Here is a 14,544-nt window from a genome sequence, read left to right as displayed (position 1 = left end):
GGTCTCTGCGTCCTGCGTGTCGTCCGGACGATGCGACGCCCGATGGCCAGGCTTCGTGACCTAATGTAATTGGGCAACTACGATGACCGGCATGAGGCGACCGCGAATGTCTGGCGGATGTGTTACCCACGGTGACGCTGACGGCGACTGTTACCAGGCTCCAGGGCGCGACGCGCGCGCCGTCCGCGATGGGCGGGTCGGGCGGTGAGGCAGGTCGTCCAGGCTGTGTCCGGTGGTGGCGTGCGCGTGGTCGACGTGCCCGCCCCGACGATTGGCCCGGCCGAGGTGCTGGTGCGCACCGACGTGACGATCGTGTCCGCCGGCACCGAGCGGGCCGTCACGGAGCTGGCCCGCGCGGGTCTGCTCGCCAAGGCCAGGGCACGCCCCGACCTGGTGCGAAAGGTTGCCGACAAGGCCCGCGTCGAGGGCGTCGGCGCGGCGGCGCGCTCGGTGCGCGCCCGGCTCGGCTCCGACCTGCCGCTCGGCTACAGCGGATGCGGCCGGGCGGTGGCCGTCGGCGACGCGGTCGCCGGCATCCGCCCAGGCGACCTGGTCGCGACCGGCGGCGCGGGCCGTGCCAACCATGCCGACTTCCAGGCCGTCCCCGGACTGCTGTGCGCCCGGGTCCCCGACGGCCTGCCCGCTGCCGACGCCGCCTTCGCCACGATCGCGTCGATCGCGCTGCACGGCCTGCGCCTGGCCGAGGTCGGCCCGGGAGCCAAGGTGGTGGTGATCGGGCTCGGGCTCGTCGGGCAGCTCGCCGCCCGGCTCGCGCTCGCCAGCGGCTGCGACGTCGCCGGCATCGACCTCGCCGAGCTCCCGCTCGCCACCGCCGCCGGTGCCGGTGTGCTGGCGCTGAAGGAGTCAGGCCCCGCCACGACGGCGCGGATCCGGTCCTGGAGCCGAGGCCGTGGCGCCGACGCGGTGCTCATCTGCGCCGCCGGCCGGGCGGGCAACCCGGTGGCGCGTGCCACCGAGCTCGCCCGCGACCGCGCCCAGCTGGTCGTCGTCGGCGACGTCGACCTGAACCTTGCCAGGACCCCGTTCTACGAACGGGAGCTCTCGCTGCGCTTCGCCCGCTCCTACGGGCCTGGACGATACGACCGCGGCTACGAGGACTGGGGGGTCGACTACCCCGCCGGCCAGGTGCGCTGGACGGAGGGGCGCAACCAGGAGGCGGTGCTGGACCTGCTGGCCAGCGGTCGGCTGAAGGCCGCGGACCTCGTCACCCACACCTTCGAGGTCGATGATGCCCCGGCCGCCTACCAGCTCGTCGCCACCCGCTCGGAGCCCTACCTGGCCATCCGGTTCCGCTACCCGCCCACCGACGATGCCCCGGCCGCCGAGGACCTCGCCGCCGCCCCCGGCGACTCCGGCCAGGTCTCCCGCGCCCTCGCCGCCGACAGGCCCCGGCGGGCCGTGGGGCCGGCCGGCGGGCGGGGGGACGGGGTCGGCTGGGTCGGGGCCGGAGCGTTCTCCGGGTCGGTACTGCTGCCCGCCTTCCGCGCCGCCGGGTTCAGCCGGTTCACCACCGTCGCCTCGGCGGGCGGGCGCACCGCTGGCGCGTTCGCCGAGCGGCATGGCTTCGCCGGCGTCGCCGCGGACGCCTGGGAGGTCATCGACGACGACCGGACCGGCGTCGTCGTCATCGCGTCCGCGCACGACAGCCACGCCGCGCTCACCGTCGCCGCGCTGGAACGCGGCCGGCACGTCTGGTGCGAGAAGCCGCCGGCGCTCACGCTGGCCGAGCTCGACCAGGTCGAGCGTGCCGCCGCGGAGGGCGGTGGGGTGCTGATGCTCGGCTACAACCGGCGGTTCTCGCCGGCTGTGCTTGGCGGCGCCCGCGCGCTCGCCCGCCGCGACGGGCCGCTGACCATCGTCTACCGGGTCGCCGCCGGGCCGGTGCCGCCCGACCACTGGTACGCGGACCGACGCCAGGGTGGCCGGCTGCTCGGCGAGGTCTGCCACTTCGTCGACACCTGCGCGGTGCTCGCCGGCAGCCCCGTCGAGGCGGTCACCGCGCTCGCGGGCCGGGAGGCCGAGGCACTGCTCGCCCCGGACGTCGCGGTCGCCATGCGGCACGCCGACGGGACGCTGTCCACGATCGCCTACAGCTCCGCCCGGCCGGCCGACGCGGGCAAGGAGGCGGTCGAGGCAGTCGCGGGCGGCGACCACCTGCGCATCGACGACTTCCGCCGGCTCGTCGTGAACGGCCACGTGAGCTGGCGCGGCCCGCAGGACAAGGGCCACCGGGCCGCTGTCGAACACTTCCGGTCCCTGTGCCTGGCCGCGGACGGTCCGACCGGATCCGGCGACCCGATCGGGCCGGGCGGCGAGCTCAGGCTGACCGCGCAGCTGCTCGCGTCCAGTCGGGCCACTCTGACGGCGGCGGTCGCTCTTGGCCTGGGTGCGCCGGCCGACCTGGCCGCTACCGGCGGGGAACCCGGCACGCACCCCGGAGTCCCGGCGCCCCGGCCGGCGCTCGATCAGGTCCCGCCGAGCGTCTCGGAGGCGGGACGATGAGCCGCGCCGTGGATGGTCCGATGGCTGGTCCAGTCCCTCGCGCCGTGGCCGGCCCGGCTGGCGGCCCGGCTGGCGGCCCGGCTGGCGGCGCGGTGGCGGGACAGACGGCGGGAGTGCCGGCGCGGACGGTGCCGGCGCAGGCCGGGCGCGAGCGGCGCGGGCCGTGCGCCGGGCTGCGCGCCGCCGTCGTCGCCGGCGCCCGGCCGAACTTCATGAAGATCAAACCAATCCTGGACGCGCTCGCGGCCGACGGCGCGCTGCCCACGCTGGTGCATACCGGGCAGCACTATGACGAGGCGATGAGCGGTGTCTTCTTCGCGGAGCTCGGCATCCCGCGCCCCGACCACCACCTGGGCGCCGGGTCCGGTTCGCACGCTGCCCAGACCGCCGCCGTGATGACCGCGTTCGAGCCGCTGCTCGACAAGCTCGCGCCGGACCTGGTCGTCGTGGTCGGCGACGTCAACTCGACGCTGGCCTGCGCGCTGGTCGCGGCGAAGGCCGGAGTGCCGGCCGCGCACGTCGAGGCTGGCCTGCGCAGCGGCGACCGCTCGATGCCGGAGGAGATCAACAGGATCGTCACGGACCGCCTCTGCGAGCATCTGTTCGCGCCGTCGGCGGAGGCCGTCGACAACCTGCTGCGCGAGGGCGCCGCCCCGGACGCGGTCCACCTGGTCGGCAATGTCATGGTCGACACGCTGCTGGCCTCGCTCGACGCGGCGCTCGCCCGTCCGACTCTCGCGGGCCTCGGCCTGCGGCCCGGCGAGTACGGACTGGTGACCCTGCACCGGCCCGCGAACGTCGACGACCCGGCCGTGCTCGACGGGCTGCTCGCCGCGCTTGGCGTTGTCGCGCGCGAGTGCCCCCTTCTGTTCCCGGTGCACCCGCGGACCGCGGCCCGCCTGGGCGGCCGGCTGCCGGCAGGGGTCCAGCCGCTGCCGCCCACCGGATACCTCGACTTCCTCGCCCTGCAGGCGGGCGCGAGGCTGGTGCTCACCGACTCCGGCGGTGTGCAGGAGGAGACGACGGTCCTCGGCGTTCCATGTCTGACCCTACGTGACAACACCGAACGTCCGATCACGGTCACCGATGGCACCAACCGGGTGGTGGGCCGCTCGCCAGACACGATCGTCGCCGTCGCGCGGGAGGTCCTGCGCACCCCGCCGCCACCCCGCCGCCCGGCGCTGTGGGACGGCCAGGCCGGCCGCCGCATCGCCGACGTCCTCGGCCACCTGCCCCGTCGGGCGCCTGCGCCGTTCTAGCCCGCGCGCCCAAGCCCTCGGTGGCGCGGCTGGCGGGACGGGTGAGCGACACGAGGAACCGCTACCTAGCTTTACGTAATTGTTGAGCGACACTATGTATATGGAGGACCTCGGGAAGCTGGTCGTCGTCGGACAGGGCTACGTGGGCCTGCCGCTGTCCATGCGCGCCATGGAGGTGGGCTGGCGGGTTGTCGGCGTCGACGTGGACGAGCGTCGGGTGAGGCGGCTCGCGGCCGGTGAGTCCTACGTCGACGACGTCACCGACGATGACCTGCGCGCGGCGCTGGATACCGGCCGCTATCGGCCGGTGGCCGAATACGGCCCGGCGGCCGGGTTCGACGTCGCCGTGGTGACCGTGCCGACGCCGCTCGCCGAGGGCGCGCCCGACCTGTCCTACATCGCCGAAGCCGGCCGCAGCCTTGCCCGACTGGTGCGGCCGGACGCCACCGTGGTGCTCGAGTCCACCACCTACCCTGGCACCACCGAGGAACTGTTCGGCCCGCTGCTGGAGGCCGGCTCCGGCCTGGTCGCCGGCCGGGACTTCAGGCTTGGCTACTCGCCGGAGCGCATCGACCCGGGGAACCGGACCTGGAACCTGGTGAACACTCCCAAGGTCGTCTCCGGCGTCGACGAGGCGTCGCTCGCCGCTGTCCGCGCCTTCTTCGACACGATCGTCACCCAGACCGTCCCGGTCAGCTCCACCCGGACCGCCGAGCTCACCAAGCTGCTGGAAAACACCTTCCGGCACGTCAACATCGCCCTGGTCAACGAGTTGGCGATGGTCGCCGATCGGCTGGGTGTGGATGTCTGGGAGGCGATCGAGGCTGCGTCGACGAAGCCGTACGGCTTCATGCGCTTCACCCCCGGCCCAGGCGTCGGCGGCCACTGCCTGCCAATCGACCCCTCCTATCTGTCCTGGCGGGTACGGCGAAGCCTCGGTCGTAACTTCCGGTTCGTCGAGCTCGCCAACGACATCAACGACCACATGCCTGACCACGTCGTCGCCCGTGCCACCGAGATGCTCAACCGGCGTGGCCGGCCGGTGCTGGGCAGCCGGATCCTGCTGCTCGGTCTCGCGTACAAGAAGAACAGCGGCGACGCCCGCGAGTCGCCGGCCATCCGGGTCGCGAGCCTGCTCGCCGACCTCGGCGCCGATGTCCGCGCCACGGACCCGCACGTCGACCCGGCGCGGGTGCCGGCCGCGGTCCGTCTCGTCGCTCTCGACGGGACGGAGCTGGCCGCCGCCGACCTCGTCGTCGTCCTCGTCGACCACGACCGGTTCCCGCGCGACTCGGTCACGCGCCATGCCCGTGCCGTGCTCGACACCCGCCGCTGGCTGCCTGCCACCCCGCGCATCCCCGAGCAGCGGCCCACGCCGGGCGCCGAGCGCCTCGACCCAGCCGCGGGGGGGCTGGCCAGCCCGCCGCTGGTGGAGTCGCTCTGAGGACCGATGACCGCGTAAACGCCGAGCGGGTGGTCATCCGCCCGCGGTGCCCTCACCCTCCGTCGACCTCGCTCCGCTGACGGGTTCGCGGATAGCGCACGTGCCGCTCGCCAGCGTTGAGTACTCCTCGAAGTAGCGACTCGAACGCCCGACGTCATGTCCCATTGCCGTCGGTGTTCCGGCCCTCGGGATGCGGTCATCCGTCGCGTGTGGTAGTCGCCCTACGGCGCGCCTCCACCGGCTTCGGGATGTTGGCTCTATTGTCACTCTAGGTAGTCATCATATCGCTTAAAGCGATCGGAGTGGCGGGTAAGGCCGGCGTCGGTCGCACCTACCACCGCGGGAAGGAGAAGCGAGCCTGTGGAGACGGACAGCGCTGTCCGCAATGGCCGGAGCCTGGTCGCCTTGCTTGCGCGACGGTGGCACCTGCTACTCACCGTGACCATCCTGTTTGGCGCGGTCGGGTTCCTGTTCGCCTCGCTCCAGTCGACGCTGTACTCGAGTAGCGCGACGATGCTTCTCAACGACCCGCGCACCACCAGCGTGTTCAGCGACAACCGTGTCGCCAGCGACCCGCAGCGGTACGTCCGCACGCAGGCGCGCTACCTCACTTCCACCGAGGTGCTGACGATCACCCGTTCGCTCCTTCACAACCGGCTCACCGTCGATCAGCTGCGTGGCCTGGTGAAGGCAACCCCCTCGGACCAGCTCAACCAGGTCAGCGTGACCGCCACCGACTCGACGGCCGAGGGCGCCTCCGCCGTGGCCAACGCCGTCTGCCAGGCCTACCGCGAGGCAGTCCGGAACCTGACCCAGGCGAACGCGAAGTCCACCACCGACGAGCTCGACCAGACGATCGCCAACCTGCGCGATCGCATCAGCAACCTGGACGAGCAGCTGAACGGGAGTGAGGGCCCGGCCGACCCGAGTCTGTCCGCTGCCCGCCAGGCCGCCGCCACCCAGCTGCTGACCGTGCAGAGCCGGGCCGACGAGATCGCGGTGGATACCGCGACATACGGCGACGGCGTGCAGATGTTCGAGCAGGCGTACCCACCGAGCGCGCCGTCGCAGCCCAGGCCACTCCGTTCGGTCGCCGTCGGCGCATTCCTCGGGCTGCTGCTGGCGGCCGGCGTCGTGTGGTGGCGCGACGAGTTCCGCCGTAGGGCGGACCAGAAGCAGGACCCGGCGGCTGTCCTCGGCGTTCCGCTGCTCGGCGAGGTCCCCGAGTTCCCCGTGTCCGCTGACGGCCGGGCGCTGCCCGCCGCGTACGAGCCTTCCTCCCCGGCCGGGGAGGCCTACAACTTCCTCGTCGAGAGCATCGGGTTCGCGCTCGCAGCCGGGGGCGGCGGCAGCGTCGTCGCGGTGACCAGCCCACGCTCCGGCGACGGCAAGACGGTGACCGCGCTCAACCTCGCGATCGCGATGGCCCGCGACGACCGCAAGGTGGCGGTCGTCGACGGCGACGAGCGGATGCGCGGGCTGACCAGGCTCGCCGACGTCGCCGACGAGCCGGGCCTGTCCGACCTGGGGGGCGACCTGCCGGTAAGCGCCGCTGTGCGCGACCTCGACCTCGACGGCACCGAGGCGCTCGACGTGGTCTCGGCCGGGGCGGCGCTCGACGACCCGGCCAGCTTCTTTCGGACCGGCCGGTTCCGCCGCGCGGTCGGCCGGCTGCGGGAGCACGCCGACGTCGTCATCGTCGACTCGCCGCCGCTGCTCGCGGTCAGCGACGCGGCCGCGATCGCCTCGCAGGCCGACGGGGTGGTGCTGGTGGTCGGGCGCGGCACGCCGCTGCGGGTGCTCTCCGACGTCCAGCACCGGCTGGAGTTCATCGGCACGCCGGTGCTCGGCTACGTCTTCAACAGGTCGGTCGTGTCCGGGCGGCGCTACGGCTACGGCTATGGCCACGGCTACGGGCGCCACGCGACCCGGCCCGCCGCCATGGCGGCGCCGTCCGGCCGCCACCGGATCCCCGGCCAGCGGCTCGATGAGGGCAGCCGGGTCGAGGCCAACCGATGACGGCCGACCCGGCCGTGCGCCGCTCGCGGCCGGGCCGGGCAAGTCCAGGCCGCCCAGCGTGTCCGGGGCGGCGGCCCGTCCCCGCGGGCCGCGAGGCCGGAGCGCGCGCGGCGCCGCGAGGAAGCGCGAGCCGATGCGGGTGACGATCGTCAGTCAGTACTTCTGGCCCGAGCAGTTTCGGGTCAACGATCTCGCTGTGGGCCTGCGCGAGCGCGGCCACCGGGTGACGGTGCTGACCGGGCAGCCGAGCTACCCGCACCGGGACGTGTTCGCGAGCCGCCGGCGCCCGGCCAGGGAATGGCACGAGGGCGTCGAGGTGCTGCGGGTGCCGCGGGCCTCCCGCGGTGGTGGCGAGCGGTGGCGACTCGGATTGAACCACCTCTCCTTCGCGGCCAGCGCCAGTGTGCTCGGCGTGCCCCGGCTGCCACCGTCCGACGTGGTGCTCGTCTACCAGATCTCGCCGGTGGCGACGCTGGTACCGGCGCTGCTGCTGCGACGTGTCCGGGGCACTCCGGTGGTGGTGTGGCTGCAGGACCTGTGGCCGCACACCATGCACGCGACCGGCGCGGTCCGCTCCGAACGGGTGCTCACGCTGCTCGACTGGCTGGTTCGCGCCGGTTACCGGCGCTGCGCCCGGGTGCTCGGACGGTCCGAGGACTTCCTGCCGCTGCTGCGGGAGGCCGCCGTCCCGGCCGACCGGCTCGACTACTTGCCGAACTGGGCGGAGAAGCATTACCGCCCCGTTCCGGCGGACGCGGAGGTCCGCCGCGCGGCGGGTATCCCCGACGGGTTCGTCGCGATGTTCGCCGCCAACCTCGGCGTCGCCCAGGCGCTGGAGACGCTGGTCGCGGCGGCCGAGCGGCTGCGTGCGGATTCCCACGGCGCGCAGGTGCACTGGGTGGTGATCGGCGACGGATCGCGCGCTGAGTGGCTGGCGGGTGAGGTGCGCCGAAGAGGCCTCAGCGACCGGGTCCACTTGCTGGGGTGTGCCCCGCCCGAGCGGATGCCGGAACTGCTGGCGCACGCGGACGTGCTGGTCACGACACTGCGCCGCGATCCCGTGTGGGCGTTGACGGTTCCGAGCCGGGTGCATTCGTTCCTCGCCTGCGGCCGGCCGATGGTGTCATCGGCCGCCGGCGCGACGGCCCGGGTGGTCGCCGCGGCTGGCGGGATCGCGGTGCCGGCCGAGGACCCGGCGGCACTCGCCGACGCGATCGCGAAGGTGGCGGCGCTCGGGCCGGCCGAACGGGCGGCGATGGGTGTCGCCGCCCGGCAGTACTACGTGACCCATTACGAGCGGGCCGCCTTGCTCGACCGGGTCGAGCGGCATCTGCGCGCCGCCGCGGGTCTGTCAGCCGCGCCGGAGCGGGTGCCGGCCGGTAGGCCGGCGGCCAGGGCCGCGGGGCCGCGGGCGCCCGCGGCGCGCGTCGACCTGGACCGCCGGCCTCGGGCGGTATCGGCTGAGGATCAGCCGGCCGGGCAGGCGCGGCCAGGCCGGCCGGCCGCGGGCGCCATGCCGGGGAGGAGAGGATGAGAGTCCTCGTTCTCGGCGGCGATGGGATGCTCGGGCACGAGCTCGCCGGCACGCTCGCCGCCCAGCACCACGTCGCCGTTACTGTCCACGGCCCCGCGATGACGGCACAGCCTCACGATGTGTCGGACACCCCAGCGGATATCGTCCGCGGTCGCGCGACCGCGGCGACGTTCCAAACTGGCGTCGGTGCCCGGGCGGTCGCGGATACCCCGGGAGATCGAGCCGGTGGTGTCCGCGCCGCCGCCGGCGGATGGCTGGCGGCTGGCGCCGGGCCGCCGCCCGAGCGGGTCTTCGGCGGGATCGATGCCCGATGTCATGATGACGTGGCCGCGCTGCTCGAGCGGTTCCGGCCGGACGCGGTGGTCAACGCCATCGGTCTGGTCCAGCAGCGTCCGGAGGGGCAGCTGGCGCTGCCTGCCGTCGAGGTCAACACGGTGTTCCCGCACCGGCTTGCTCGGCTGTGCCGGGTCGCCGCCGTCCGGCTTGTTCACATCAGCACCGCCTGCGTGTTCTCCGGCCGGCGCGGCCGGTACACCGAGGATGATCAGCCGGACCCGGTTGACGTCCATGGCATGTCCAAGCTGCTCGGAGAGGTACGTGAGGCGCCGGCCGTGACGCTGCGGACTTCGATCATCGGGCTGGAGCCAGCTGGGCGGTCCAACGGTCTGGTTGAGTGGTTCCTCAGCCAGCGCGGCCGGGTGCCCGGCAACCGTCGGGCGACCTGCACCGGACTGACGACGGTGGAGCTCTCCCGGCTCGTTGACCGGGTGCTCGTCAAGCACGAGGACCTGGCGGGGCTGTGGCATGTCGCCACCTCCGAGGCAATCACGGAGTACGACCTGCTTGTCCGCCTGGCCGACCGGCTGCGCCGGGCCGGGCGGGCGGTAGCCGAGGTAGTGGCCGTCGACGGCCCGGCCCGCGACCACGGCCTGGTGGCCGACCGGTTCGCCGACGCGACCGGCTACACCGCCCCCGGCTGGGACGCGATGCTCGACGAACTCGTCGAACAGATCATGGCGCGAAACGACGCGGACCGTGATGACTGAGGATGCCACGACGGCCGTGCCGGCCCTGAGCACGTGACCGACGTGGCGGCCCGCCCCCCGTGCCCGGCGTCGACGGTCCGTTCGGTGCTGTTGCTGGGCCCGGACCATCCGACCCTGCGCGAGACGGTCATCGCCGGCATGTCCGCGTGCGTCGACGGCACCGATAACCGTCGGGGCGACCCGGCCGCACTCGGCGCGGCGCTGTCGGCCGGCTGGCTGCCGAAGGCGGTGCCGTCCGTCGAGCCCAACGAGGACGGCGTCATGCTGGCGGCCGGCCCCGGTGGGCTGCTGCTCGCGGTGGCGGACGGCCACGGCGGTTCGGCCGCCGCGACCGCGGCCCTGCGCGCGCTGGCCGTCGCGGCGGCCAACCTACTCGCCGCTCCCGTGGAAGGGGCCGGTTGCCGCGGCGGCGCCCGACTCGTGCGCGCGCTCGCCGCGGCCGCCGTAGACGGCGTTTCGGACGTCGCCGAGCCGGCGCGCACCGCGCTGGGTCTCGTGCTCGCCGTCGACGAGTCGATCTTCTCGATCGGCTACGGCGACACACTGACGGCGCTGGTGCGTCGAGGCCGCCCACGGGTGATCAGCACGCCGTCCGAGTTCCTCGGCCCGGGTACCCGAGGGAGCCAGGACGAGGGCCGGTCCGTCGAGCGCCGCCGCCGCCGTCCCGGAGACGTCGTTCTGATCGTCTCCGACGGCGTGCCCGACTACCTGGGCCGCGCTTTCCCCGAAGCGGTGGGGGCCGTTCTGCGCGGCGACGGGCGGTCCGCTCCCGACGCGCCCGCGGTCGCTCGCGCCCTCGTCGGCCGGGCCGGGACCGCCGGCGCCGGGGACAACATCACCACGGCCGTGCTGCTGCCCGCCGCGGCGCCGTCATGGCGAGCCCGCCTGCGCCGCTGACGCGGCGTTCCGCTGTCTCGATCAGGGCCGTGATCGCAACCGTGGGAACTCGGAACTTGGCGCGACACGCGTTTTACGGTGCGTGGAGCTTTCCCGGTCGCCGATCGCTGGCTACGGTCGTTTCCGTCAGCATTTGAATGCGGTGCGTCAGCAGCATGTCGCGAGGCTGCCGCCTGCCAGACCAAGGAGCCCGCGATGCGGACGGATCGGGTCAGGGCGCCGGCGTGCCGGTGGCATGCCGGGGCGCCCCGCGCCGGAAGGGCGAAGGCCGCCGCGGTGGCCGCGGTCGCGTTCGGGCTGGTCTTGGCCGGGTCCGGGTGTGGCTCGACGGTGGCCGGCGGCGGTCCCGCGACCGTGGCCGCGGGCTCGTCGGGAGCGGGTTCGCGAGGGCCCGCGCAATCCGTCGCCCCCTCGGCGTCCGGCCGGGGGGGCGGCATTGGCGGTTCCGGCGTGGCGGCGGCCGCGGCCGGATCCAGTGCCGCGCCCAAGGAGGTGGCGGCCGCGCCCGTCTGCGCGGCAGGCGCCCTGACCGGCAAGCTCGACGACATCGAGGGCGCGGCCGGGCAGGTGTACGGAAAGCTGGTGCTCACCAACGCGGGCCCGGCTACCTGCAAGCTGAACGGCTTCCCCGACGTCCGGTTCGTCGACGCCCGCGGGGCCGAGTTCGGCGCGCCGGCGGACCACGACGACTCCAGGCCCGTGCCAGGGCCGGCGCTGCTGGCACCGGGTGGCACGGCGACGGCCGTGCTGCGCATCACCCAGCCGGGCGTCCAGCAGGGCTGCCTCACCTCGGACGTGACCAGGGAGGCGTCCGCCCTGGGTGTGACACCTCCCGGCGGAACAGGCACCGTGTCGGTCGAACTGTCCGGCGGCGTAACAGCGTGCGTCTCCACCGACGTCCGCCAACTCCTGATCGGCCCCCTGAGCGCCTGACGCGGCGCCAGCAGACCGACAGCGGCGGACCGGCGAAACGCGGGACTTCTCCCAGGCGACGCCCTCCGCTGGATTCCTGGTAAATCCAGGGAGTGCGGTGACGGCGGGTGGAGGGAGTCGTGATGGACGATGCGACGACAATTCCCGGAAGAAATCCGAATGCAGGGGACCGGCCCGTGGCGCCGGGGTCGCGGGATGCCCGGACGGTGGCCGGGCAGGCCTCCGCCACGGGTGTCCCCGGGGCGGCCACGTGGGTCCCGGCGCAGCCGCGGGGCGGACGCGTGGGCGATCGGGCGCTCGTCAGGACACATCGACTGCCGCGGGTGCGCGTGGTGGACCGCGACGAGTTCCTGCTCGGCGCGGCGGCCGGGAGGGCGGTGACACACGTCGGGTTCGCCGACGCCGGCATGCGCGGCGTGGCGCGCCGTGATGGCCGCTGGCTGCATGCCCGGCTGGCCACCGTCGCGCGCGGCCTGGTCGGTGTCGACATCGACGCGGACGGCGTCGCCGAGGCGAGGGCAGCTGGCTACGAGGCCCATCTGGTCGACTGCGGCGACCCGGCCGACATCGCCCGGGCGGCGATCCGTCCGGCCGAACTCCTCGTCGTCGGCGAGGTGATCGAGCGTGTCGACGATGTCGGCGTGTTCCTCGACGGCCTGCGCGCCCTCACCGCGCCAGCCGGGACGATGATTGTCACCACCACGAACGCATTCCGGCTGATGAACGTCGCCGCCACGCTGACCGGCCGCGAACTGGCGCATCCGGGCGACGTTTCCCGCTATTCTTGGTACACCTTCGTCAATGTGCTGGAAAGACATTCCTGGCGGGTCGTCTCCTTTCACCCGTACGAGTCCTCCGAGTACGAGGCGCGAGGTGGGGCGCGGCTCGCGCTCGCGGCTGAACGCGCCGCCCGGCGGTTCGCACCCTTCCTCGCGAGCGGACTGATCGCTGTCTGCCGGCAGGCCCTTCCCGCCGGCTGACGATCCCGGTCTCCTGGTGGGTGGCGAGCAACTGCCTCACTACCCAGCTTGCCGCCGGTCCGTGCCCGCCCCGCGCGACCGAGGATGTTGCCGTCGTCCCGGTCGCCGGTTGGGCTCGCGGCGGTCCCGATGGCCACGTGGCGAGGTTTCCCCGCCCAACCGCCGTTGGGACCGGCGGAGTTCGCCGCCCGTTCCGCCGGGCGGTGCGACCGGGAGGCCTCGGGTCGGCGACCATGGACAGTGTGGGGCCCAGACACAGTGACGACCAGGACCCGGCGCGCGTCGATCCGGCCGGGCGCGGCATGCTGTCCGCGCTGGTCGCCCTCGTGCGGGATACCCGTGGCGACGGATCGATGACGGTCCGGTACATCCAGTGTGACGCCTGCGGAGGCCCGACCCCGCATCACGCCGAGGTCCAGATCTTCTCGGCGACCTCCCAGGACCCCACCTTCATCGCGTCGCCGCCCGAGGTGGTCTGCGGCATCTGCGCCTCGGTACACCCGCGCGTGGTCGATGACGAACCGCCGCTCGACACCGAGCTGACCTGCGCTACCCGTGGACCACGCCCCTGGCCGGTAGGCCGGTTCGTCCCTGACCGCTGGCTCACCCGCCGCTGGCTCGGCGCCTGCACTCACCGCTTCGCCGTCCCGGCCGCCGCCGCCACCGTCGTCTGCCCCCGCTGCGCCACCAACCAGCCCGGCCCCGCCAGCCGCCCCGCGCGAGACCACCCCTGATCTTTTCCGGCCTCCCGCGTCGCGACTCCGTCACGGCGAACAGCGGTGCCGCGCCGCTACCCGGCCGAGATCTGCCGCCGAGTCCCTGGGCCTAGCACCAGCAGCAGGACGGTCGCCGCGTTCGAGGACCCGCTGCCCGCGGCTCCGGGCGCCTCGCCGGCCGGGCCCGCGATCTCACCGGCGGCTACGAGGCCCGCGAGAGGTCGGGTCGCGCGACGGTCACGACACTTCGCCATTCCGGCGCTCCGGCCGGGGAAGGGCGTAAACGGTCGTGGGTCGGTCGAAGAGGGTGTCGGCGCGCAGGTGGTGAAAGCCGAGGCGTTCGGCGACGCGGATGGAGCGGACGTTCGCCGGCCGGATCATCGCGGTGAAGTAGGGGTCCGGCAGGTTGCGGAAGCCCCAGTCGAGCCAGGCGCCGGCCGCCTCGGTCGCGTAGCCGTGGCCCCAGCGGTCGGGCCGCAGGGTCCAGCCGATCTCGACCTCGTCGAACGACTCCCAGTGCTGCAGGCCGGACACGCCGATGAGCTCCCCGGTCGACCTGAGTTCGACGGCGCAGCGCCCGTGGCCTCGCTCGGCCCACTGCCGTTCGATCGCCGTCAGGCGGTCCAGCGCCTGCGACCGGGAGTACGGGCCGAGGAAACGGCTCACCTGTTCGTGGGCGTGGAGGCTGACGTAGGCATCCACGTCGTCGACCCGCAGCGGGCGGAGCGAGAGCCGTTCGGTCTGGAGCATGTCGCGCCGGCCGGGTGCCTAGGCGGTGGACGGGTCGGGCAGCTGGGTGAGCAGACGCTTGGGAGCGACGGTCCGGTAGGCGTCGAGGATGATTTCGGCCATCTCGTCCCAGTCGACCGGGGTGTCGACGTAGACGCCAAGCCAGCCCCGGTGGCCGACGTAGGGCGGGCGGAAGAACCGGTCCGGATCCTCGCTGATCAGCTCGGCGGCGGCGCCGGGCGGGGCGGCGCACCAGAAGGCCAGGCGCTTGCCGTGGTGCTCGCCGACAAAGCTGACGAACGTCTTCTTGTCGCCGATGAACCAGGTCGGCGAACTGTGGCTCGGCCGTTCGGTCACCTCCGGCAACGCGCGGCAGATCTGGCGCAGCTCCGTCAGAGGGTCCCGATCGTCGGCCATGTCTCGATTCTCTCGGCGATCCCCGGTCATCTCCAAGCCGCCGGGCC

At 73.7% G+C, this 14,544-nt stretch carries 12 protein-coding genes; 10 read left to right on the top strand and 2 right to left on the bottom strand.

Annotated features, from left to right (window positions below):
• The first annotated feature begins 240 nt into the window (after nt 1–240).
• The 10 genes from BCD48_RS38580 to BCD48_RS38535 all read left to right on the top strand — a co-directional run bounded on the left by BCD48_RS38580 (nt 241) and on the right by BCD48_RS38535 (nt 13,369).
• Nucleotides 241–2,523: a bi-domain-containing oxidoreductase gene (locus BCD48_RS38580; protein WP_491677201.1), complete on the top strand. Its 2,283-nt coding sequence runs from the start codon at nt 241–243 to the stop codon at nt 2,521–2,523.
• 20 nt (nt 2,524–2,543) lie between these two features.
• The gene (gene wecB, locus BCD48_RS38575; protein ID WP_083419841.1) at nt 2,544–3,782 is read left to right on the top strand and encodes a non-hydrolyzing UDP-N-acetylglucosamine 2-epimerase; all 1,239 of its coding nucleotides are present in this window, start codon (nt 2,544–2,546) and stop codon (nt 3,780–3,782) included.
• Nucleotides 3,783–3,882: 100 nt separating this feature from the next.
• Nucleotides 3,883–5,226, top strand: coding sequence for a nucleotide sugar dehydrogenase (locus tag BCD48_RS38570; protein WP_071053332.1), 1,344 nt, complete (start codon nt 3,883–3,885; stop codon nt 5,224–5,226).
• A gap of 360 nt (nt 5,227–5,586) precedes the next feature.
• Nucleotides 5,587–7,245 (top strand): polysaccharide biosynthesis tyrosine autokinase, encoded by a 1,659-nt coding sequence (locus BCD48_RS38565; protein ID WP_071053331.1) that lies wholly within the window; start codon nt 5,587–5,589, stop codon nt 7,243–7,245.
• A gap of 133 nt (nt 7,246–7,378) precedes the next feature.
• Nucleotides 7,379–8,779: a glycosyltransferase family 4 protein gene (locus tag BCD48_RS38560; protein ID WP_083419839.1), complete on the top strand. Its 1,401-nt coding sequence runs from the start codon at nt 7,379–7,381 to the stop codon at nt 8,777–8,779.
• Nucleotides 8,776–9,825 carry a sugar nucleotide-binding protein gene (locus BCD48_RS38555; protein WP_083419838.1) on the top strand — a complete coding sequence of 350 codons (1,050 nt, stop codon included), beginning with the start codon at nt 8,776–8,778 and terminating at the stop codon, nt 9,823–9,825. The genes BCD48_RS38560 and BCD48_RS38555 overlap by 4 nt, the downstream gene beginning before the upstream one ends.
• Before the next feature lie 84 nt (nt 9,826–9,909).
• A complete protein-coding gene (locus BCD48_RS38550; RefSeq protein ID WP_131804191.1) occupies nt 9,910–10,722 on the top strand; it encodes a protein phosphatase 2C domain-containing protein in 813 nt (270 codons plus the stop codon).
• Between the two features lie 195 nt (nt 10,723–10,917).
• Nucleotides 10,918–11,655: a DUF4232 domain-containing protein gene (locus tag BCD48_RS38545; RefSeq protein ID WP_071053329.1), complete on the top strand. Its 738-nt coding sequence runs from the start codon at nt 10,918–10,920 to the stop codon at nt 11,653–11,655.
• A 323-nt stretch (nt 11,656–11,978) separates the two neighbouring features.
• The gene (locus BCD48_RS38540; RefSeq protein WP_071053328.1) at nt 11,979–12,635 is read left to right on the top strand and encodes a class I SAM-dependent methyltransferase; all 657 of its coding nucleotides are present in this window, start codon (nt 11,979–11,981) and stop codon (nt 12,633–12,635) included.
• Nucleotides 12,636–12,868: 233 nt separating this feature from the next.
• A complete protein-coding gene (locus BCD48_RS38535; protein ID WP_071053327.1) occupies nt 12,869–13,369 on the top strand; it encodes a hypothetical protein in 501 nt (166 codons plus the stop codon).
• A gap of 219 nt (nt 13,370–13,588) precedes the next feature.
• Here BCD48_RS38535 and BCD48_RS38530 read toward each other — a convergent pair whose 3' ends face one another.
• Entirely contained in the window at nt 13,589–14,101 is a 513-nt protein-coding gene (locus tag BCD48_RS38530; RefSeq protein WP_071053326.1) for a GNAT family N-acetyltransferase, read from the bottom strand.
• 18 nt (nt 14,102–14,119) lie between these two features.
• A complete protein-coding gene (locus BCD48_RS38525) occupies nt 14,120–14,497 on the bottom strand; it encodes an MmcQ/YjbR family DNA-binding protein (protein ID WP_071053325.1) in 378 nt (125 codons plus the stop codon).
• Nucleotides 14,498–14,544: the final 47 nt, after the last annotated feature.

It is taken from the genome of Pseudofrankia coriaricola, assembly GCF_001854805.1.
Lineage (GTDB): Bacteria > Actinomycetota > Actinomycetes > Frankiales > Frankiaceae > Pseudofrankia.
Note: the sequence above shows the minus strand (reverse complement) of the source record. Positions and strands in the feature narration are given on the sequence as shown.